A 20288-nucleotide genomic window follows, 5' to 3' on the forward strand; every position below is an offset into this window, starting at 1 on the left:
GGCCATGTCCTTGCAAAACAGCAGCAACGCCAAAATTGAAGTGATCCGCCAACCGCAGCAGTTGCCTTGCTCGTACATCGACGCTCAAGGCCGCGAAGTGCAAATCACCGAAGAGATGATCCAGAGCGCATGCGCCGAACTGGAGCAGAAATTGGTCAAGCCTGCCAAGCAAGGCTGAATCGCCCAAGCTCTTTTAAACCCGGCCTTGTTAGCCGGGTTTTTTATGGGTTCAGATCGCCTGTGCACCCAACGCCGAGACGATGTTCGACAAGGCGGCAGACTCGCCGCTGATCCGCACCTTCAAGCCATCAATCTCACGCCGCGGCGGGTAGTGCTTGCGCAGTTGGTCAAACGCCTTGCGCTGCTCGTCAACTGTGCCTACAAGGCTGCGGCGGAAATCCGCGTCATCACGGCGCGGGTCGTACACGCCACGGCATATAGCCGCCAGCGCCCAGGCCGGGTCGGTATTGGCGTTGAGGCTGACCTCGGCCAGCCAGGGTTCCGGCAGCAAGTCGCTGAGTTGAATGGTTGGCTCCTGGCCCAGATACTGGCAAAGCGCCTGGTAGATCTGCGCCGTGCCGCGCTGCCGGCCGTCCAGGCTGTAGCCGGCGATATGCGGGGTGGCCAGCACACACAGGTCGGCCAGATCGACGTCCACCTGGGGCTCGCCTTCCCATACATCCAGCACTGCTTGCAGGTCTTCGCGGTCCAGCAGCACGTCCTTGAGGGCGGCGTTGTCGACCACCGGGCCGCGGCTGGCGTTGATCAACCAGGTGCCGTGTTTCAGTTGATTGAGGCGCTCGCGATCAAACAGGTGCCAGGTCGAACCGTTGCCGGATTTGTTCAGCGGCGTGTGCAGGCTGATCACATCGCATTGCTCGATAATCTGTTCAAGGCTGACGTAATCGCCGTCCTCGGCGATCTGCCGGGGCGGGTCGCACACCAGCACGTTCCAGCCCAACGCCTTGAGAACCTGGACCAGGCGCCCGCCGACCTCACCGGCGCCCACCACACCGTAGGTACGCTGGGCCAGATCTGCGCCTTCGATTTCGGCCAGGGTCAGCAGGCTGCCCAGCACATAGTCGACCACGCCACGGGCGTTGCAGCCGGGGGCGCTGGACCACTGAATACCGGCGCGCTGGAAGTAATCGAGGTCGAGGTGGTCGGTGCCGATGGTGCAGGTGCCGACAAACCGCACCGGTGTGCCTTCGAGCAAGGCGCGGTTGACGTTGGTCACCGAACGCACCAGCAGCACGTCGGCCCGCTCAAGGGTCGCACGGTCGATGGACCGCCCCGGAACCCGGCGAATCTCGCCAAATCCTTCGAAGAATGCATCGAGCAGCGGGATATTTTCGTCGGCAACAATCAGCATGGCAGGCTCCTTTCGCGGATCAGCAGTGTACAGCGGTTTTCCTTGTGGCGAGGGAGCTTGCTCCCGCTGGAGTGCGGAGCGCTCCCAAATGAAGCAACGTTTTTTTTCAGGTACACATCGGTTGCCCGTCCTGGGGCTGCTGCGCAGCCCAGCGGGAGCAAGCTCCCTCGCCACAGCAAGCTCCCTCGCCACAAAAAGCAATCTTTGCGCGCGCAAGTGCTTACAAATCCACAACACAGGTTTTTTCCTGACCAACACGTCAGGGCGTAGAATGCGCCGTCCTGCGCTCCGCCTCTCTGGACATCCGTACGTGAACACTGCCGCAACTACCCCCGCCCTCTCTCGCCCCGCCCGCGTCAGCCTTGAGGTGCGCAACCTGCTGGCGCTGGCCCTGCCGATCATGATCGGGCAACTGGCGACCACGGCCATGGGCTTTGTCGATGCGGTGATGGCCGGGCGTGTCAGCTCCCGGGACCTGGCGGCGGTCGCCCTGGGCAACTCCATCTGGATCCCGGTGTACCTGCTGATGACCGGCACCCTGCTGGCCACCACGCCGAAGGTCGCCCAGCGCTTTGGCGCCGGTACCCACGGCGAGATCGGCCCGCTGGTGCGCCAGTCGATGTGGCTGGCGCTGGTGGTGGGGATTACCGCGCTGCTGTTGCTGATCAGCGCCGAACCGATCCTGCACCTGATGAACGTCGACCCCGAGCTGATCAAACCGTGCATGGGCTACCTGCACGGCATCGCCTCGGGCATGCCGGCGATTGCGCTGTATTACGTGCTGCGCTGCTTCAGCGACGGCCTGGGCCGCACGCGGCCGAGCATGGTTATGGGCCTGTGCGGGCTGGCGCTGAATATTCCGCTGAACTATGTGTTCATCTACGGCCACTTCGGCGTGCCGGCCATGGGCGGCATCGGTTGTGGCTGGGCCACGGCGATCGTGATGTGGGTGATGATGCTCGGCCTGGCCGCCTGGACCCGCTGGGCGCCGGTCTATCAGAGCAGCGAGCTGTTCAAGCGCTTTGACTGGCCGCAGTGGTCGGTGATCAAGCGTGTGTTGAGCATTGGCTTGCCCATCGGGATTGCGGTGTTTGCCGAGTCGAGCATTTTCGCGGTGATCGCACTGCTGATCGGCAGCCTTGGTGCCACGGTGGTGGCCGGGCACCAGATCGCCCTGAACTTCAGCTCGCTGGTGTTCATGATTCCCTACTCCCTGAGCATGGCGGTCACCGTGCGCGTGGGCCAGGCCCTGGGCCGTGGCGAACCCCGCGAGGCGCGTTTCGCCGCCGGTGTGGGGATGGGCACGGCGCTGGTTTACGCCTGCCTGTCCTGCAGCCTGATGCTGCTGTTTCGCGAACAGATTTCCACTATCTACACCTCCGACCCGAGGGTGATCCAGGTCGCGGCGATGCTGATTGTGTTTGCGGCGTTGTTTCAGTTCTCGGACGCGATCCAGGTCACGGCCGCCGGCGCATTGCGCGGTTACCAGGACACACGGGTGACCATGGTGCTGACGCTGTTTGCGTATTGGGGCGTAGGGTTGCCGGTGGGCTATGCGCTGGGGCTGACCGACTGGCTCGGCCAGGCACGCGGCCCGAGTGGCTTGTGGCAGGGGCTGATCGTTGGCCTGAGCTGTGCGGCCGCAATGCTGGTGATCCGCCTGGTGCGCAGTGCACGCAAGCGGATTCGCCACGACAAAAAACTGTAGGAGCGAGCTTGCTCGCGAAGAACTCGAGAGCGCCGCGTTAAACCGGGCAACCTGCGTTATCGTTAACGACTTTCGCGAGCAAGCTCGCTCCTACAAAGACTTCTTGCGGATCCAGTACAGGTAAGTACCGGCCTGTTCCTGCTGGTCCACCAGTTCATGGTCGAGAAACACGCAGAACTTGGGGATGTCGCGACGGGTCGACGGATCGGTCGCGATCACCTTGAGCAAGCCACCAGGCGCCAGGTCGCGGATGTGCTGGTGCAGCATCATCACCGGTTCCGGGCAGTTGAGGCCGGTGGCGTCGAGAACGGCGTCGACGGGTAAATCAGGGGTCAGGCTCATGGTTTACTCCTAAACAGGCCGGCATTTTAGCGGTAATGCGGGGCGCCAGGTAGTCAGCGGCGCCCTCAAGGTTTTCGCGAGCGAGCTCGCTCCTACAGGGGCGGGTTTACCGGGCCTTTGGCTTCTTCACATCCAGCCGACGCAAATGGCAGGTCACTTCTTCACGGTCGTGGTACAGCTGCTTGCAGCCGATTTCCACCCGAATGCCCCGCTCCTTGAAGCCGTCGGCAATGCGGTCGAGCAAGCGCCGTACTTCGGCATAACGCTGCTTCATCGGCAACTTCAGGTTGACCACCGCTTCGCGGCAATGTCCCTCGCCAATCCAGGTTTCCAGCAGGGCCGCGTTGCGCGCCGGTTTCTCGACGATGTCGCAGACCATCCAGTCCACCGGCTGCTTGGGCGTATAGATGAAGCCGTCGGCCATCAAGTGCTGCACCAGGCCGGTGTCCATCAGGCTTTCGGCCATCGGGCCGTTGTCGATGGCGGTCACCAGCATGCCGCGGTTGACCAACTGCCAGGTCCAGCCGCCAGGCGCTGCGCCGAGGTCGACGCCGGTCATGTCGCTGTGCAGGCGCTCGTCCCACTGATCCCGAGGGATAAAGTGGTGCCAGGCTTCTTCCAGCTTCAAGGTCGAGCGGCTTGGCGCGTCCCGGGGGAATTTCAGACGGGGAATGCCCATCGGCCACATCGCCGAGTTGTTCGACTCGGCCAGGCCCATGAACACTTCACGGCCGCTTTTGAAGGTCAGCAACAGGCGCGGCTTGCTGGCGTCTTCCACCAGTTTGCCGGCGGCCATCAGCGCCTTGCGCAGGTGCCCTTCGAATTTCTTGCAGAAGTTCGACAGTTCCTTGCCGTCGTTGGTGTCGACCATCTCCAGCCACAGGCTGCCGCACACCGGGAAATCCCGCAGGTGCGCCAGGATCACGCTGATACGGTCGGTTTCCGGCAAATCGATGAACACCCCACGCGCCCATTGCCTTGGGAAGATCAGCTCGGCAAAGCGTTGGCCGCGCATCAGGCGCTGGGCGCCGTCTTCTTCGGTGCACACGAATTCGGCGCAGGCGCTGCCGGTCTTGGCCTTGGCGTAGCCCGAAACATTCAGGCGCGCGGCGTGTTCCGCGATCTCGGAACAGACTTCGCCCTCAAAACCCGGGCGGCAGTGCATAAAAAGGGTGTTCATCAACTCTCCTGGATCACGGGCTTGCGATAGCGCAATGCCTGTCATGAAAACGCGCGCATGATAGCCGAGTTCGGAACCTTGGACTTATCCATAGAGTCCAGTAATTAGCCAGCTACCTAAAACAGGGCTAATTTATAAGCTCTGTTCGTCCCGTCAGGTCCGTAGCCGTGCGGACCATAAGGAGTCATGTAATGTCATCCCTTGATAGTCTGAGAACCCTTAAAACCTTACAGATCGACGACAAGACCTATCACTACTTCAGCCTGCCCGAAGCCGCCAAGAGCCTGGGTGATCTGGACAAGCTGCCGATGTCCCTCAAGGTGCTGCTGGAAAACCTGCTGCGCTGGGAAGACGAAAAGACCGTCACCGGCGCCGACCTCAAGGCCATTGCCGCCTGGCTTAAAGAGCGCCGCTCCGACCGCGAGATCCAATACCGCCCCGCCCGGGTACTGATGCAAGACTTCACCGGCGTACCCGCCGTGGTCGATCTGGCCGCCATGCGCGCCGCCGTGGCCAAGGCCGGCGGTGACCCGCAGCGTATCAACCCGCTGTCACCGGTGGACCTGGTGATCGACCACTCGGTAATGGTCGACAAATTCGCCACCACCGGCGCCTTCCAGGAAAACGTCGACATCGAAATGCAGCGCAACGGCGAACGCTACGCCTTCCTGCGCTGGGGCCAGAGCGCCTTCGACAACTTCAGCGTGGTACCGCCCGGCACCGGCATCTGCCACCAGGTCAACCTGGAATACCTCGGCCGCACCGTGTGGACCAAGGATGAAGACGGCCGCACCTACGCCTTCCCCGACACCCTGGTGGGCACCGACTCCCACACCACCATGATCAACGGCCTCGGCGTACTGGGCTGGGGCGTGGGCGGGATTGAAGCAGAAGCCGCGATGCTCGGGCAGCCGGTTTCGATGCTGATCCCCGAAGTGATCGGCTTCAAGCTCACCGGCAAGCTGAAAGAAGGCATCACCGCCACCGACCTGGTGCTGACCGTCACCCAGATGCTGCGTAAAAAAGGCGTGGTCGGTAAATTTGTCGAATTCTATGGTGACGGCCTGGCTGACCTGCCGCTGGCCGACCGTGCCACCATCGCCAACATGGCTCCGGAATACGGCGCTACCTGCGGCTTCTTCCCGGTGGATGAAGTGACACTGGACTACCTGCGTCTGTCGGGCCGGCCTGCAGAAACCGTCAAGTTGGTAGAGGCGTACACCAAGGCCCAGGGCCTGTGGCGCAACGCTGGCCAGGAACCGATCTTCACCGACAGCCTGGCCCTGGACATGGGCAGCGTCGAAGCCAGCCTCGCCGGGCCGAAACGCCCGCAAGACCGCGTCTCGCTGCCTGACGTTGGCCAGGCTTTCAGCGACTTCCTCGACCTGCAATTCAAACCCACCAACAAGGAAGAAGGCCGCCTGGAAAGCGAAGGCGGCGGCGGGGTTGCCGTCGGCAACGCCGACCTGATCGGTGAAGCCGATTACGACTTCGAAGGCCAGACCTATCGCCTGAAAAACGGCGCGGTGGTGATCGCGGCGATCACCTCCTGCACCAACACCTCCAACCCGAGCGTGATGATGGCCGCCGGCCTGGTGGCGAAAAAGGCGGTGGAAAAGGGCCTGAAGAGCAAGCCGTGGGTGAAAACCTCACTCGCGCCCGGCTCGAAAGTGGTCACCGATTACTATAAAGCGGCGGGCTTGACCCAGTACCTCGACAAGCTGGGCTTCGATCTGGTGGGTTATGGCTGCACCACCTGCATCGGCAACTCCGGGCCGCTGCCCGAGCCGATCGAAAAAGCCATCCAGAAAGCCGACCTGGCCGTCGCCTCGGTGCTCTCGGGCAACCGTAACTTTGAAGGCCGGGTGCACCCGCTGGTGAAAACCAACTGGCTGGCCTCCCCGCCCCTGGTCGTGGCCTATGCACTGGCCGGCACCGTGCGCATGGACATCAGCAGCGAACCCCTGGGCACCGGCTCCGACGGAAAACCGGTGTACCTGCGGGACATCTGGCCCAGCAGCAAGGAAATTGCCGACGCCGTCGCGCAAGTCAGCACCCAGATGTTCCACAAGGAATACGCCGAAGTGTTTGCCGGCGATGAACAGTGGCAAGCCATTGAAGTGCCACAGGCCGCGACCTACGTGTGGCAGAAGGATTCGACCTACATCCAGCATCCACCGTTCTTCGACGACATCGGCGGCCCGCTGCCGGTGATCGAGGACGTGAAAGGTGCCAACGTGCTGGCGTTGCTGGGGGACTCGGTGACCACCGACCACATCTCCCCCGCTGGCAACATCAAGACCGACAGCCCGGCGGGCAAATACCTGCGCGAGCAAGGCGTGGAGCCGCGAGACTTCAACTCCTACGGTTCGCGTCGCGGTAACCACGAAGTGATGATGCGCGGCACCTTCGCCAACATCCGTATCCGCAACGAAATGCTGGGCGGTGAGGAAGGCGGCAACACGATCTACATCCCCACCGGCGAGAAAATGCCGATCTACGACGCCGCCATGAAATACCAGGCGTCCGGCACCCCGCTGGTGGTGATCGCAGGCCAGGAATACGGCACCGGCTCAAGCCGCGACTGGGCGGCCAAGGGCACCAACCTGCTGGGCGTCAAGGCGGTGATCGCCGAGAGCTTCGAGCGGATTCACCGCTCCAACCTGGTGGGCATGGGCGTGCTGCCACTGCAGTTCAAGCTGGACCAGAACCGCAAGGCGTTGAAGCTGACCGGCAAAGAGAAGATCGACATCCTCGGGCTGACCGATGCCGAGATCGAGCCGCGCATGAACCTGACACTGGTGATCACCCGGGAAGATGGCAGCAGCGAGAAGGTTGAAGTGCTGTGCCGCATCGACACCCTGAATGAGGTCGAGTACTTCAAGGCGGGCGGGATCCTGCACTACGTGTTGCGGCAGTTGATTGCCTCGTAACTAACACGCGCTACACAAAACACCGCCTTCGAAGGCGGTGTTTTCATTTTTGCCGCGGGAGACGGTCGTTATACTGCCGGCCTCAGATTTTGATAGTCACAAGGATTTCCCATGCTCGCGATGCCATGGCTGTACCTGGCGCTTCTTTCCATCGGCTATGTACTCGCCTTGAGCTACGGGCAATTGGGGTTGTTGGCGGGATTGTCCGTCGCCATGCTGCTGTTGGCCGGGTTTGCCGTGCGCCAGCAGCGCAACCCTTGGGTGCGTTATCTGGGCCATGGGCTGTTTATCGTGCTGGCGCTGGGGTTGGCGATGCATTGGCTGCCGGGTTTCTACAACGGTCGGGGCATCGCCCCGCAGCGCTTTACTGACGATGCCGTGCCGTTCTCGATGTATTTGAATCAGGATAAGCCGCTGATCGGCTTTTGGTTGTTGCTGGCGTGCCCGTGGATCGTGGCTCGCAGGTCATTGCGGCTGTCGATCTATGCGACGGCCATGGCATTGACTCTGACGGCGATTGCCGCACTGGGCGGCGCTGCGTTGTTGGGCGTCATCAGCTGGGCGCCGAAATGGCCTGAGCAGGCGTGGTTGTGGGTGTTGAACAACTTGTTGCTGGTGACCCTGGTGGAAGAAGCGTTGTTTCGGGGCTATATCCAGGGCGGGTTGAGCCGGCGTTTCAGGCAGTTGCCCTATGGTGAAAACCTGGCACTGCTGCTGGCAGCGCTATTGTTCGGAGTGGTGCACCTGGGCGCAGGTTGGCAGTGGACGCTGTTGGCGACTATTGCTGGCGTCGGTTACGGGCTGGCGTATCGTTTTGGCGGGTTGGGCGCGGCGATCGTTACGCATTTCGGGCTGAATTTGCTGCATTTCGGGTTATTTACGTATCCGATGCTGGCGGGCTGAGGCGGAGCCGATTGTTGCAAAAAATAAGTTAAATAAAACCCCGCAACGGTCGACAACCTGTCAAAGCCTTGCGGATTGAAAACTCATGCGTAATAACCAACCCGTTACCCAGCGCGAACGTACCTTCCCCGCTCAGCAACGGTTGATCTCCACCACGGATGCCAAAGGCGTGATCACCTACTGCAACGACGCCTTCGTCGAGATCAGTGGGTTTTCCCGTGACGAACTGCTGCGTGCCCCGCACAACCTGGTTCGTCACCCGGATGTTCCGGCGGCAGTGTTTGCACACATGTGGTCCACGCTCAAACAAGGCTTGCCATGGATGGGCATCGTCAAGAACCGCTGCAAAAGCGGTGATCACTATTGGGTCAACGCCTATGTGACGCCGGTCTTCGACGGCAATCAGGTGATTGGCTACGAGTCGGTAAGGGTCAAGCCCACCGCCGAGCAGATCCGCCGTGCCGAAGCGCTTTACCAGCGCATCAACCAGGGCAAGCCGGCCATTCCGCGCCGCGACAAGTGGCTGCCGATATTGCAGGACTGGCTGCCGTTTATCCTGGTCAGCCAGTTGAGTTTTCTGATTGGTGTTTGGCTCAATTCCCACTGGGGCTTTGCCCTGGCCGCCGCGCTCTCGGTGCCGCTGGGCCTGTTGGGCCTGAGCTGGCAACAGCGCGGACTCAAGCGTTTGCTGCGCCTGGCCGAGCAGACCACGTCCGACCCGTTGATCGCGCAGATGTACACCGACAGCCGCGGCGCCCAGGCCCGCCTGGAGATGTCGATCCTCAGCCAGGAGGCGCGCCTGAAGACGTGTCTTACACGCTTGCAGGACACTGCCGAACACTTGAACGACCAGGCCGCACAGTCCAACACCCTGGCGCATAACAGCTCCAGCGGTCTTGAGCGCCAGCGCGTGGAAACCGAGCAGGTGGCCACGGCCGTCAACCAGATGGCCGCGACGACCCAGGAAGTTGCCAGCCATGTACAACGCACGGCCGACGCCACCCAGGAAGCCAATCGCCTGACCGGGCGTGGCCGGGATATCGCCGGTGAAACCCGCGAGGCGATTCAACGCCTGTCGGTGGCCGTGGGCGAAACCGGCGTGACCGTGACCCAACTGGCCAAGGACAGCGACGAGATCGGCGGCGTAGTGGATGTGATCAAAGGCATCGCCGACCAGACCAACCTGCTGGCCCTGAACGCGGCCATCGAAGCGGCCCGTGCCGGTGAGATGGGCCGGGGTTTTGCGGTGGTGGCTGACGAGGTTCGGCAATTGGCGCAGCGCACCAGCGAGTCCACCGGGCAGATTCATGCGCTGATCGCCAAGCTGCAGCAGACCGCCAATGCCGCCGTACAGACCATGGACGCCGGGCATCGCCAGGCCGAGGAAGGTGTGGCGCGGGTGATGGAAGCGGATCAGGCGCTGATCGGGATCAGTGAGGCAGTGGCGCACATCACCGACATGACGGCGCAGATTGCGGCGGCGACCGAGGAGCAGAGTTCGGTGGCGGAAGAGATCAGCCGCAATATCAGCACCATTGCGCTGTTGGCGGACCAGACGTCGGAACAGGCGTTGAATTCGGCGCAGTTGAGTGAAGAGCTGACGCATACGGCGAATACCCAGTATTCGCTGGTGGAGCGCTTCAACCGGTAGACAGCTATCGCAGGCAAGCCAGCTCCCACATTTGAATGTATTCGCAAATCAAAATGTGAGAGCTGGCTTGCCTGCGATGAGGCCCTAAAGATCAGCAAGAAAGCTTGAAACCTTCACCGCCGCAGCCTCCAGATGCTGCTCATGACTAAACCCTGAAGCCTTCAACGGCTTCAAGTCATGATCCCCCGCCACCAGCCACATCACCTCGATGCACGGCGACAACACATACCCTTCCACCGCCGCCCGATTACCCAGTGCATCCCGCTCGCCCTGCACAATCAACGTCGGCGTCTTCAACCCGGCCAGATGCTCGGTCCGCGGCTTCTCCGGCTTGCCCACCGCATAGAACGGATAACCCAGGCACACCAACCCGTCTGCACCCAATTCATCCGCCAGCAAACTGGCCATCCGCCCGCCCATGGACTTGCCGCCAACCGCCAGTTTCCCAGCGACATGACGTCGCACCTCGGCGTACACCTCACGCCAGCATTCCAGCAATTTCGGGGCAGGATTGGGCGGGCGTTTCCCGCCGTCCACACGACGCTGGGCCATGTACGGAAACTCGAAACGCAACACGTTCACGCCATGCCCGGCAAGGCGTGCAGCCATGTCATTCATAAACCCCGAGTCCATCGGCGCACCCGCACCGTGGGCCAGGATCAGCGTCACCGGCGTACGCGCGATAGACCCTGTCGCGACATCCCACAACCAGCCGCGTTCCCGCACACACTGCGCCCATTGATCCCCGTCAATACTGGCCTTGTGCTCTTTGCCCATGCTTGCCTCGCTTTTTAGTCTGCCTATAACTCCAGCCCAAGTGCCGCATTTGCTTGGGTTGAACCGTGGATGGGGAACCATGAACACTACTTTAAGTACCGCCTATAACTACAAGGTGGTCCGCCAATTCGCCATTATGACGGTGGTGTGGGGCATCGTCGGCATGGGGCTCGGGGTTTTTCTCGCCGCCCAGTTGGTATGGCCCGAACTCAACTTCAATTTGCCCTGGACCAGTTTCGGCCGCTTGCGCCCACTGCACACCAATGCGGTGATCTTCGCCTTTGGCGGTTGCGCGCTGTTTGCCAGTTCCTTCTACTCGGTGCAACGCACCTGCCAGACACAACTGTTTGCGCCAAAGATCGCCCAGTTCTGCTTCTGGGGCTGGCAGTTGGTCATTGTGCTGGCCGCGATCACCTTGCCGCTGGGCTACACCAGCTCCAAGGAATACGCCGAGCTGGAATGGCCGATCGACATCCTGATCACCATCGTCTGGGTGGCCTACGCCATCGTGTTCTTCGGCACAGTGATGAAGCGCAACACCAAGCACATCTACGTCGGTAACTGGTTCTTCGGTGCGTTCATCATCACCGTGGCCATCCTGCATATCGTCAACAACCTGGAAATTCCGGTCAGCCTGACCAAGTCCTACTCGCTGTATGGCGGTGCGACAGACGCCATGGTGCAGTGGTGGTACGGGCATAACGCGGTAGGCTTTTTCCTCACCGCCGGCTTCCTCGGGATGATGTACTACTTCGTGCCGAAACAGGCCGAGCGCCCGGTGTACTCCTATCGCCTGTCCATCGTGCACTTCTGGGCACTGATCACCCTGTACATCTGGGCCGGCCCTCACCACTTGCACTACACCGCGCTGCCGGACTGGGCACAGTCATTGGGCATGGTGATGTCGCTGGTGCTGCTGGCGCCAAGCTGGGGCGGGATGATCAACGGGATGATGACGCTCTCGGGCGCCTGGCATAAGTTGCGCAGCGATCCGATCCTGCGCTTCCTGGTGGTGTCCCTCGCGTTCTACGGCATGTCGACGTTTGAAGGGCCGATGATGGCCATCAAGACGGTCAACGCCCTCTCCCACTACACCGACTGGACCATCGGCCACGTACACGCCGGCGCCCTCGGTTGGGTAGCGATGATCTCCATCGGCGCGCTGTACCACATGATCCCGAAAGTCTTCGGTCGCGAGCAGATGTACAGCCTCGGCCTGATCAACGCGCACTTCTGGCTGGCCACCATCGGCACCGTGCTCTACATCGCCTCGATGTGGGTCAACGGCATCGCCCAGGGCCTGATGTGGCGTGCAGTCAACGAAGACGGCACCTTGACCTACTCCTTCGTCGAAACCCTGGTGGCCAGCCACCCAGGCTTCATCGTGCGGCTGGTGGGCGGGGCGATCTTCCTCAGCGGCATGTTCCTGATGGCTTACAACACTTGGCGCACCGTGCGTTCGGCGCCATCCCTCCAAGCCGCCGAACACCCCGCCGCCGCGCAGATGGCCTGAGGAGTCGATGATGAAACACGAAACCATTGAAAAGAACGTCGGCCTGTTGATGCTGCTGATGGTGCTCGCCGTGAGTATCGGCGGCCTGACCCAGATCGTGCCGCTGTTCTTCCAGGACGTGACCAACAAGCCGGTGGAAGGCATGAAGCCCTACACCGCGCTGCAACTGGAAGGCCGCGACATCTATATCCGCGAAGGCTGCGTACAGTGCCACTCGCAGATGATCCGTCCGTTCCGCGCCGAGACCGAGCGTTATGGCCACTACTCGGTGGCCGGTGAAAGCGTGTGGGATCACCCGTTCCTGTGGGGCTCCAAGCGCACCGGGCCGGACCTGGCCCGCGTCGGCGCACGCTACTCGGACGACTGGCACCGCGCGCACTTGTACAACCCGCGCAACGTGGTGCCGGAATCGAAGATGCCGGCGTACCCGTGGCTGGTCACCGCCGCGGTCGACAGCAGCCATACCGAGACCAAGCTCAAAGTGATGCGCACCCTCGGCGTGCCGTATACCGACGAGGACATCGCCGGCGCCGTGGCCAGCCTCAAGGGCAAGACCGAGATGGACGCGCTGGTTTCCTACCTGCAAGTGCTCGGCACTGCCATCAAGAGCAAGAGGTGAGCCATGGGATTTGAATTCGATGCGGGAACCATCCGCGGCCTCGGCACGCTGGTCGTGGCCATCGCCTTCATCGGCCTGTCGCTGTGGGTGTTCAACTCCCGGCGCAACGCGGAGTTCGCAGAAGCCTGCCTGCTGCCGTTTGCCGATGAACCCCAACCGCCAACCCCCGACGCTCAAGAAGAGCCTGCAACAAGGAGCAACCGGCCATGACTACCTTCTGGAGTACATGGATCTGCGTACTGACCCTCGGCAGCCTGATCGGCCTGACCTGGCTGTTGATCGGCACCCGCAAGGGCGAGACCAAGGGCAGCGTCGACCAGACCATGGGCCACGCCTTCGACGGGATCGAGGAATACGACAATCCGCTGCCGCAATGGTGGTTCATGCTGTTCGCCGGCACCCTGGTGTTTGCCGTCGGCTACCTGATCCTCTACCCGGGCCTGGGCAACTGGAAAGGCGTACTGCCGGGCTATGAAGACGGCTGGACCTCGGCCAAGGAGTGGGACAAGGAAATGGACAAGGCCGACACCAGGTTCGGACCGATCTTCGCCAAATTCTCGGCCATGCCCGTGGAAGAAGTGGCCAAGGACCCGCAAGCGCTGAAAATGGGCGGTCGCCTGTTTGCCTCCAACTGCGCGGTGTGCCACGGCTCGGACGCCAAGGGCGCCTACGGCTTCCCGAACCTGGCGGACAACATCTGGCGCTGGGGCGGTTCGGCCGATGCCATCAAGATGACCATCATGAATGGCCGTCATGCCGCGATGCCTGCCTGGGGTGAAATACTCGGCGAAGACGGTGTGAAGAACGTCGCCGCCTATGTGCGCCATGACCTGGCAAAGCTGCCATTGCCGGCTGACAGCACGGCCGATGTGGCCGCCGGCCAGGTGGCGTTCAACACCACCTGCGTTGCCTGCCACGGCCCTGAAGGCCACGGTATGGAAGCCATGGGCGCGCCGAACCTGACGCAGCCAGGCGGCTTCATCTACGGCACCAGCCTGGCGCAGTTGCAGCAGACCATCCGCCATGGTCGCCAGGGCCAGATGCCGGCGCAGGAAGTGCTGCAGGGCAATGACAAGGTGCACCTGCTGGCCGCCTACGTTTATAGCCTGTCCCACAACGCCGATGGCGCAACGCCTGACAGCCAACCCAAGTAACCGCGCACTACCCAAAAGCCGCGCCTGATTCAGGTGCGGCTTTTTTGCGACCCATTGTCGCACCCTTCCGATCGCTGACTTTCCCCTCCTGCCATTCGGGTCTACGCTTGTTTGCACAATGGACCGGCATTGGCCGGTCGATGGCCGACTTGCACTCGATGGGTTGAAACATTTCTGCTCGATGACAGGCGCAAAGGCTGGTACTTACCGGCTGTCGTGCCACTGACCGTTCGTCGTCCGGGCCGCTTGTTTACACACACCTAGTTACAAGTACCTTCGACCCTTCTAAAATCCTGTCCAAGTCGTCAGCTTTTAACCCTGAATTTTGTCCTTACGCCAAACATGGAAAGGGCGCAGAATCTGGTTTGGAACGCATTGACGCAGGTCACCTTGCGTTGCAATGGAATCTTGCTTTCTCCATACTTGCGACCGATTTTTACCCTATAAAAAAACCTAAACCGTGGAACCTTAGAATGAGCACAGCAATCAGTCCGACTGCTTATAACTATAAGGTAGTCCGCCAGTTCGCCATCATGACGGTGGTCTGGGGGATCCTTGGCATGGGGCTCGGCGTTTTCATCGCCTCGCAACTGGTTTGGCCAGAGTTGAATTTTGGCCTGCCATGGACGACGTTTGGACGCCTGCGCCCGTTGCACACCAACCTGGTGATTTTCGCCTTCGGTGGATGTGCACTGTTTGCCACTTCTTATTACGTCGTGCAGCGAACCTGCCAAACGCGACTGATTTCCGATGCATTGGCTGCCTTTACCTTCTGGGGCTGGCAAGCGGTCATCGTTGGCGCGATCGTCACCCTGCCGCTGGGCTACACCACTACCAAGGAATACGCCGAGCTGGAATGGCCGATCGCCATTTTGCTGGCGATTGTCTGGGTGACCTACGCGGTGGTGTTCTTCGGCACCATCGTCAAGCGCAAGACCAAGCACATCTACGTCGGCAACTGGTTCTACGGGGCGTTTATCCTGGTGACGGCGATGCTGCACATCGTCAACCACGCGTCCTTGCCGGTGAGCCTCTTCAAGTCCTACTCGGCCTACGCCGGTGCGACGGACGCGATGATCCAGTGGTGGTACGGCCATAACGCCGTAGGCTTCTTCCTCACCACCGGCTTCCTGGGGATGATGTACTACTTCGTGCCGAAACAGGCCGAGCGTCCGATCTACTCCTATCGCCTGTCCATCGTGCACTTCTGGGCGCTGATCACCCTGTACATCTGGGCCGGCCCGCACCACCTGCACTACACCGCGTTGCCGGACTGGGCCCAGTCCCTGGGCATGGCGATGTCGATCATCCTGCTGGCGCCGAGCTGGGGCGGCATGATCAACGGCATGATGACCCTGTCGGGTGCCTGGCATAAATTGCGCACCGACCCGATCCTGCGGTTCCTCGTGGTCTCCCTGGCGTTCTACGGCATGTCGACCTTCGAAGGCCCGATGATGGCCATCAAGACGGTCAACTCGCTGTCCCACTACACCGACTGGACCATCGGCCACGTACACGCCGGCGCCCTCGGCTGGGTAGCGATGATCTCCATCGGCGCGCTGTACCACATGATCCCGAAACTGTTCGGCCGGGCGCAGATGCACAGCGTCGCGTTGATCAACACCCACTTCTGGCTGGCCACCATCGGTACCGTGCTCTACATCGCTTCGATGTGGGTCAACGGCATCACCCAGGGCCTGATGTGGCGTGCAATCAACGATGACGGCACCCTCACCTACTCCTTCGTCGAAGCGCTGCAAGCCAGCCATCCGGGTTACATCGTGCGCGCCCTGGGCGGTGCGATCTTTGCCAGCGGCATGCTGTTCATGGCCTACAACGTGTGGCGCACCGTGCGTGCGTCCGACCCTGTAGAAGCCGAAGCCGCTACCAAGATCGCCGTTGTGGGAGCTCACTGATGAAGCATGAAGTAGTCGAGAAGAATATCGGCCTGCTGGCCTTCTTCATGGTCATCGCCGTGAGTATCGGCGGCCTGACCCAGATCGTTCCGCTGTTTTTCCAGGACGTGACCAACAAGCCGGTGGAAGGCATGAAGCCGCGCACCGCGCTTGAACTGGAAGGCCGCGACGTCTACATCGCCAACGGTTGTGTCGGCTGCCACTCGCAGATGATCCGTCCGTTCCGCGCCGAAACCGAACGTTACGGCCACTACTCGGTGGCCGGTGAAAGCGTGTGGGACCATCCGTTCCTGTGGGGTTCCAAGCGTACCGGGCCGGACCTGGCCCGTGTCGGCGGTCGTTACTCCGATGACTGGCAGCGCGCGCACTTGTACAACCCGCGCAACGTGGTGCCCGAGTCGAAAATGCCGGCGTACCCGTTCCTGGTCGAAAACAAGCTCGACGGCAAGGACACCGCCAAGAAGATGGAAGTCTTGCGCACCCTCGGCGTGCCCTACACCGACGAAGACATCGCCGGCGCGGCCGCTGCCGTGAAGGGCAAGACCGAAATGGACGCACTGGTGGCCTACTTGCAAGGCCTTGGCACCATCATCAAAAGCAAACGGTGATCTGGATGGATATCGGGATGATTCGAGGCCTGGGCACCGTTGTCGTGATGGTGGCTTTTATCGGCCTGGCCTTGTGGGTGTTCAGCCCCAAGCGCAAGTCGGAGTTTGAAGACGCGACGTTGCTGCCCTTCGCGGATGATCCCGAAGCCATCAAGCACGTCGTGGAAGCGTCTAGGAGTAACAAAGAATGACTACGTTCTGGAGTCTGTACGTCACAGTCCTCAGTCTGGGTACCATTTTCGCCCTGACCTGGCTGCTGCTGTCGACCCGCAAGGGCCAGCGCGCCGAGCAAACCGATGAAACCGTTGGGCACTCGTTCGACGGCATCGAGGAGTACGACAACCCGCTGCCCAAATGGTGGTTCATGCTGTTCGTCGGCACCATCATCTTCGCCCTGGGTTACCTGGCGCTGTACCCTGGCCTGGGCAACTGGAAAGGCCTGCTGCCGGGTTACGCCTACCTCGACAACGACAAGCAAACCCCGTTTGCCAACGGCCAGACCGGCTGGACCGGCGTGCACGAATGGGAAAAGGAAATGGCCAAGTCGGACGCCAAGTTCGGGCCGATCTTCGCCAAATTCGCCGCCATGCCGATTGAAGAAGTGGCCAAGGACCCGCAAGCCTTGAAGATGGGTGGCCGCCTGTTCGCCTCCAACTGCTCGGTGTGCCACGGTTCCGACGCCAAGGGTGCCTACGGCTTCCCTAACCTGACCGACGCCGACTGGCGCTGGGGCGGTGAGCCGGCGACCATCAAGGAAACCATCATGAAAGGCCGCCACGCGGTGATGCCGGCCTGGGCCGAAGTCATTGGCGAGCAAGGCGTGGCCGATGTGGCCGGTTTTGTGGTGACTAACCTCGATGGCCGCAAACTGCCGGAAGGCGCCAAGGCAGACGTGGCCAACGGCGAGAAACTGTTCGCCGCCAACTGCGTGGCGTGCCACGGCCCACAGGGTAAAGGTACGCCAGCGATGGGCGCACCTGACCTGACCCACCCGGGCGCGTTCATCTACGGCTCGAGCTTCGCGCAACTGCAACAGACCATCCGTTATGGCCGTCAGGGCCAGATGCCTGCGCAGGAGCAGTTGCAGGGCAATGACAAGGTGCACTTGCTGGCGGCGTATGTTTACAGCCTGTCCCATGGGGATAAGGCGGCTGAGGCCGAGTAAGGCAAAGCGGCAATAAAAAACGGCCCCGCCAGTGGAAATTGGCGGGGCCGTTTTGTTTGCACATCGAAAAAGTCGTCACCCTCCAGCAACGTATCTACATTTGAGATTGATCAAGAAAAACAGCAGTAGTAACGTATCTACATTCGTACTCCATGAGGAGGCTAGCCCCCATGACCATCACCACCATTTCCAGCCGTGAATTCAATCAAGACACAAGCGGTGCCAAAAAAGCCGCCCGCCAAGGCCCGGTTTTTATCACCGACAGAGGCAGGCCGGCCCATGTACTGCTAAGCATTGAGGACTACCAAAAACTGACGGGGCTCAATGCGGATATTGTTGACCTGTTGGTGATGCCGGAAGCGGCAGATATCGAGTTCGAAACCGAACGTGCCGTGATCATCCATCGACCCGTGGACCTCTCTTGATGTATCTACTCGACACCAATGTCATCTCTGAACTTCGTAAACCCCAGGCTGACGTGAACGTCGTCGCCTGGGCCAAAAGCGTCATCGCACCACGGATGTATATTTCAGCCATCACCTTGAAGGAACTGGAAACAGGAATCCTGCGAATGGAGCGGCGTGACCCCGCTCAGGGGAAGATTTTACGTACCTGGCTCAAGCGCCATGTAATGCCGGCGTTTGATGCCAGAATCCTGCCGATTGATGCGGCAGTGGCACTACGCTGTGCCACCTTGCATGTGCCAGACCAAGCCAACGAAAGTGACGCGCTAATCGCTGCAACCGCCCTGGTTCATGGCCTGACAGTGGTCACCCGCAACATCCGTGACTTTCAATCCAGCGGCGTCACGCTGATCAATCCATGGGACGAATGACCTCTAAGGCCGTAAATACCGTCCATACTTCACAAGTCAATTGATCCAGATCACGTACACCATCAATTGATTTCCCCCAACGCGACCAAAGGTCGCACCCCTTGAGAGGGATCGGGGGCGTATCATTACGCCACTGCAACACCCCCAATTTGACCCCGGTTGGCACGTACTGGCCGAGGCAAATCTCCACCGCCGTGGGATGCAATGATGAGCGACCAGATACCGGTACAGAACGTTACCCCGCCTGCCAAAACCGTCGACCTCTACGCTTCGCGAGAGAAGATCTACACCCGCGCCTTCACCGGCCTGTTCCGCAACTTGCGCATGCTCGGAGGCGCGGCTTTGTTCCTGCTCTACTTCGGCACCGTGTGGCTGAACTGGGGTGGCCACCAGGCCGTCTGGTGGAACCTGCCGGAGCGTAAATTCTTCATTTTTGGCGCGACCTTCTGGCCCCAGGATTTCATCCTGCTGTCGGGCATCCTCATCGTCGCGGCGTTTGGCCTGTTCTTTATCACGGTGTATGCCGGCCGCGTCTGGTGCGGCTACACCTGCCCGCAAAGCGTGTGGACGTGGATCTTCATGTGGTGCGAAAAGGTCACCGAAGGCGACCGCAACCAGCGCATCAAGCTGGACAAGGCGCCGATGAGCGCCAACAAGTTCCTGCGCAAGTTCAGCAAGCACAGCCTGTGGCTGATCATCGGCTTTGTCACCGGCATGACCTTCGTCGGCTACTTCTCGCCGATCCGTGAACTGGTGTTCGACTTCTTCACCGGCCAGGCTGATGGCTGGTCGTACTTCTGGGTCGGTTTCTTCACCCTCGCCACCTACGGCAACGCCGGCTGGCTGCGCGAGCAAGTGTGTATCTACATGTGCCCGTATGCGCGCTTCCAGAGCGTGATGTTCGACAAGGACACCCTGATTGTTTCCTACGATCCGCGCCGTGGCGAAACCCGTGGCCCGCGCAAAAAAGGCATCGACTACAAGGCCGAGGGCCTGGGGGATTGCATCGACTGCACGATGTGCGTGCAGGTGTGCCCCACCGGCATCGACATCCGAGACGGCCTGCAGATCGAATGCATCGGCTGCGCGGCCTGCATCGACGCCTGCGACAACATCATGGACAAGATGGAATACCCCCGCGGCCTGATCAGCTACACCACCGAGCACAACCTGTCAGGGCAGAAAACCCATAAGCTGCGCCCGCGCCTGATCGGTTATGCCCTGGTGCTGCTGGCAATGATCAGCTTGTTGGCGGGCGCGTTCTTCATGCGTTCGCTGGTAGGTTTCGACGTCAGCAAGGACCGCGTGCTGTACCGCGAAAACGCCGAAGGCCGGATCGAAAACGTCTACAGCCTGAAGATCATGAACAAGGACCAGCGCGACCACACCTACGTGCTCGACGCCGCCGGCCTGCCAGACCTCAAGCTGCAAGGCCGGCGCGAGATCAAGGTGGCTGCCGGGGAAATCTTCAGCATGCCGGTGGAGCTGTCCAGCGCGCCGGAACAACTGCCTTCGAGCACCAACGAGGTGAAATTCATCCTCAGGGATGCCGATGACGACAGCGTCCACATTGAAGCCAAGAGCCGATTCATCGGCCCACAAGTTCGTTAAT

General features: G+C 61.0%; 20 protein-coding genes. 16 read left to right on the top strand and 4 right to left on the bottom strand.

The window, feature by feature from the left end:
• The first annotated feature begins 4 nt into the window (after nt 1-4).
• Nucleotides 5-178, top strand: coding sequence for a PA1571 family protein (locus HX875_RS22130; protein WP_176438723.1), 174 nt, complete (start codon nt 5-7; stop codon nt 176-178).
• A gap of 51 nt (nt 179-229) precedes the next feature.
• On the opposite strand, the gene pdxB is transcribed toward HX875_RS22130, so the two are convergent.
• Nucleotides 230-1372, bottom strand: coding sequence for a 4-phosphoerythronate dehydrogenase PdxB (pdxB, locus tag HX875_RS22135; protein ID WP_177045678.1), 1143 nt, complete (start codon nt 1370-1372; stop codon nt 230-232).
• A 310-nt stretch (nt 1373-1682) separates the two neighbouring features.
• Between pdxB and HX875_RS22140 the strand changes: the two genes are divergently transcribed.
• Nucleotides 1683-3080 carry an MATE family efflux transporter gene (locus HX875_RS22140; RefSeq protein ID WP_371321493.1) on the top strand — a complete coding sequence of 466 codons (1398 nt, stop codon included), beginning with the start codon at nt 1683-1685 and terminating at the stop codon, nt 3078-3080.
• A 90-nt stretch (nt 3081-3170) separates the two neighbouring features.
• On the opposite strand, the gene tusA is transcribed toward HX875_RS22140, so the two are convergent.
• Nucleotides 3171-3422, bottom strand: a complete 252-nt coding sequence (gene tusA, locus HX875_RS22145; RefSeq protein WP_177045682.1) for a sulfurtransferase TusA — start codon at nt 3420-3422, stop codon at nt 3171-3173.
• 106 nt (nt 3423-3528) lie between these two features.
• Nucleotides 3529-4602: a 23S rRNA (cytidine(2498)-2'-O)-methyltransferase RlmM gene (rlmM, locus tag HX875_RS22150; RefSeq protein ID WP_177045683.1), complete on the bottom strand. Its 1074-nt coding sequence runs from the start codon at nt 4600-4602 to the stop codon at nt 3529-3531.
• 191 nt (nt 4603-4793) lie between these two features.
• On the opposite strand from rlmM, the gene acnA reads away from it, so the two are divergent.
• The 3 genes from acnA (at nt 4794) to HX875_RS22165 (ending at nt 10089) form a co-directional block, all read left to right on the top strand.
• Nucleotides 4794-7535, top strand: a complete 2742-nt coding sequence (gene acnA / locus HX875_RS22155; RefSeq protein ID WP_177045685.1) for an aconitate hydratase AcnA — start codon at nt 4794-4796, stop codon at nt 7533-7535.
• 111 nt (nt 7536-7646) lie between these two features.
• The gene (locus HX875_RS22160) at nt 7647-8438 is read left to right on the top strand and encodes a CPBP family intramembrane glutamic endopeptidase (RefSeq protein WP_177045687.1); all 792 of its coding nucleotides are present in this window, start codon (nt 7647-7649) and stop codon (nt 8436-8438) included.
• Nucleotides 8439-8523: 85 nt separating this feature from the next.
• Nucleotides 8524-10089 carry a methyl-accepting chemotaxis protein gene (locus tag HX875_RS22165; protein WP_177045689.1) on the top strand — a complete coding sequence of 522 codons (1566 nt, stop codon included), beginning with the start codon at nt 8524-8526 and terminating at the stop codon, nt 10087-10089.
• 84 nt (nt 10090-10173) lie between these two features.
• Here the strand turns inward: HX875_RS22165 and HX875_RS22170 are convergent, their stop codons facing one another.
• Nucleotides 10174-10866 (bottom strand): alpha/beta family hydrolase, encoded by a 693-nt coding sequence (locus HX875_RS22170; RefSeq protein ID WP_177045691.1) that lies wholly within the window; start codon nt 10864-10866, stop codon nt 10174-10176.
• A gap of 79 nt (nt 10867-10945) precedes the next feature.
• Here HX875_RS22170 and ccoN (HX875_RS22175) point away from each other — a divergent pair, with 79 nt between their 5' ends.
• The 11 genes from ccoN (HX875_RS22175) to ccoG all read left to right on the top strand — a co-directional run bounded on the left by ccoN (HX875_RS22175) (nt 10946) and on the right by ccoG (nt 20287).
• The gene (gene ccoN / locus HX875_RS22175; protein WP_177045693.1) at nt 10946-12379 is read left to right on the top strand and encodes a cytochrome-c oxidase, cbb3-type subunit I; all 1434 of its coding nucleotides are present in this window, start codon (nt 10946-10948) and stop codon (nt 12377-12379) included.
• Between the two features lie 10 nt (nt 12380-12389).
• Complete coding sequence (gene ccoO, locus HX875_RS22180) at nt 12390-12998, top strand: cytochrome-c oxidase, cbb3-type subunit II (protein ID WP_177045695.1); 609 nt, start codon at nt 12390-12392, stop codon at nt 12996-12998.
• 3 nt (nt 12999-13001) lie between these two features.
• Nucleotides 13002-13208: a cbb3-type cytochrome oxidase subunit 3 gene (locus tag HX875_RS22185; RefSeq protein WP_177045697.1), complete on the top strand. Its 207-nt coding sequence runs from the start codon at nt 13002-13004 to the stop codon at nt 13206-13208.
• The gene (gene ccoP / locus HX875_RS22190) at nt 13205-14152 is read left to right on the top strand and encodes a cytochrome-c oxidase, cbb3-type subunit III (protein WP_177045699.1); all 948 of its coding nucleotides are present in this window, start codon (nt 13205-13207) and stop codon (nt 14150-14152) included. Before HX875_RS22185 ends, ccoP (HX875_RS22190) begins: the two co-directional genes overlap by 4 nt.
• 473 nt (nt 14153-14625) lie before the next feature.
• Nucleotides 14626-16068 carry a cytochrome-c oxidase, cbb3-type subunit I gene (gene ccoN, locus HX875_RS22195; RefSeq protein WP_177045701.1) on the top strand — a complete coding sequence of 481 codons (1443 nt, stop codon included), beginning with the start codon at nt 14626-14628 and terminating at the stop codon, nt 16066-16068.
• A complete protein-coding gene (ccoO, locus tag HX875_RS22200; protein ID WP_003193167.1) occupies nt 16068-16676 on the top strand; it encodes a cytochrome-c oxidase, cbb3-type subunit II in 609 nt (202 codons plus the stop codon). The genes ccoN (HX875_RS22195) and ccoO (HX875_RS22200) overlap by 1 nt, the downstream gene beginning before the upstream one ends.
• Before the next feature lie 5 nt (nt 16677-16681).
• Nucleotides 16682-16867: a CcoQ/FixQ family Cbb3-type cytochrome c oxidase assembly chaperone gene (locus HX875_RS22205; RefSeq protein WP_008437575.1), complete on the top strand. Its 186-nt coding sequence runs from the start codon at nt 16682-16684 to the stop codon at nt 16865-16867.
• Nucleotides 16864-17841 (top strand): cytochrome-c oxidase, cbb3-type subunit III, encoded by a 978-nt coding sequence (gene ccoP, locus HX875_RS22210; protein ID WP_177045703.1) that lies wholly within the window; start codon nt 16864-16866, stop codon nt 17839-17841. Before HX875_RS22205 ends, ccoP (HX875_RS22210) begins: the two co-directional genes overlap by 4 nt.
• Nucleotides 17842-18011: 170 nt before the next feature.
• The gene (locus tag HX875_RS22215) at nt 18012-18266 is read left to right on the top strand and encodes a type II toxin-antitoxin system Phd/YefM family antitoxin (protein ID WP_177045705.1); all 255 of its coding nucleotides are present in this window, start codon (nt 18012-18014) and stop codon (nt 18264-18266) included.
• Entirely contained in the window at nt 18266-18676 is a 411-nt protein-coding gene (locus HX875_RS22220) for a type II toxin-antitoxin system VapC family toxin (protein WP_177045707.1), read from the top strand. The genes HX875_RS22215 and HX875_RS22220 overlap by 1 nt, the downstream gene beginning before the upstream one ends.
• Nucleotides 18677-18883: 207 nt before the next feature.
• Complete coding sequence (gene ccoG, locus HX875_RS22225) at nt 18884-20287, top strand: cytochrome c oxidase accessory protein CcoG (protein WP_177045709.1); 1404 nt, start codon at nt 18884-18886, stop codon at nt 20285-20287.
• Nucleotide 20288 lies beyond the last annotated feature (1 nt).

The organism is Pseudomonas yamanorum (genome assembly GCF_013386765.1).
In the GTDB taxonomy this organism is placed as follows: Bacteria; Pseudomonadota; Gammaproteobacteria; order Pseudomonadales; family Pseudomonadaceae; genus Aquipseudomonas; species Aquipseudomonas yamanorum_A.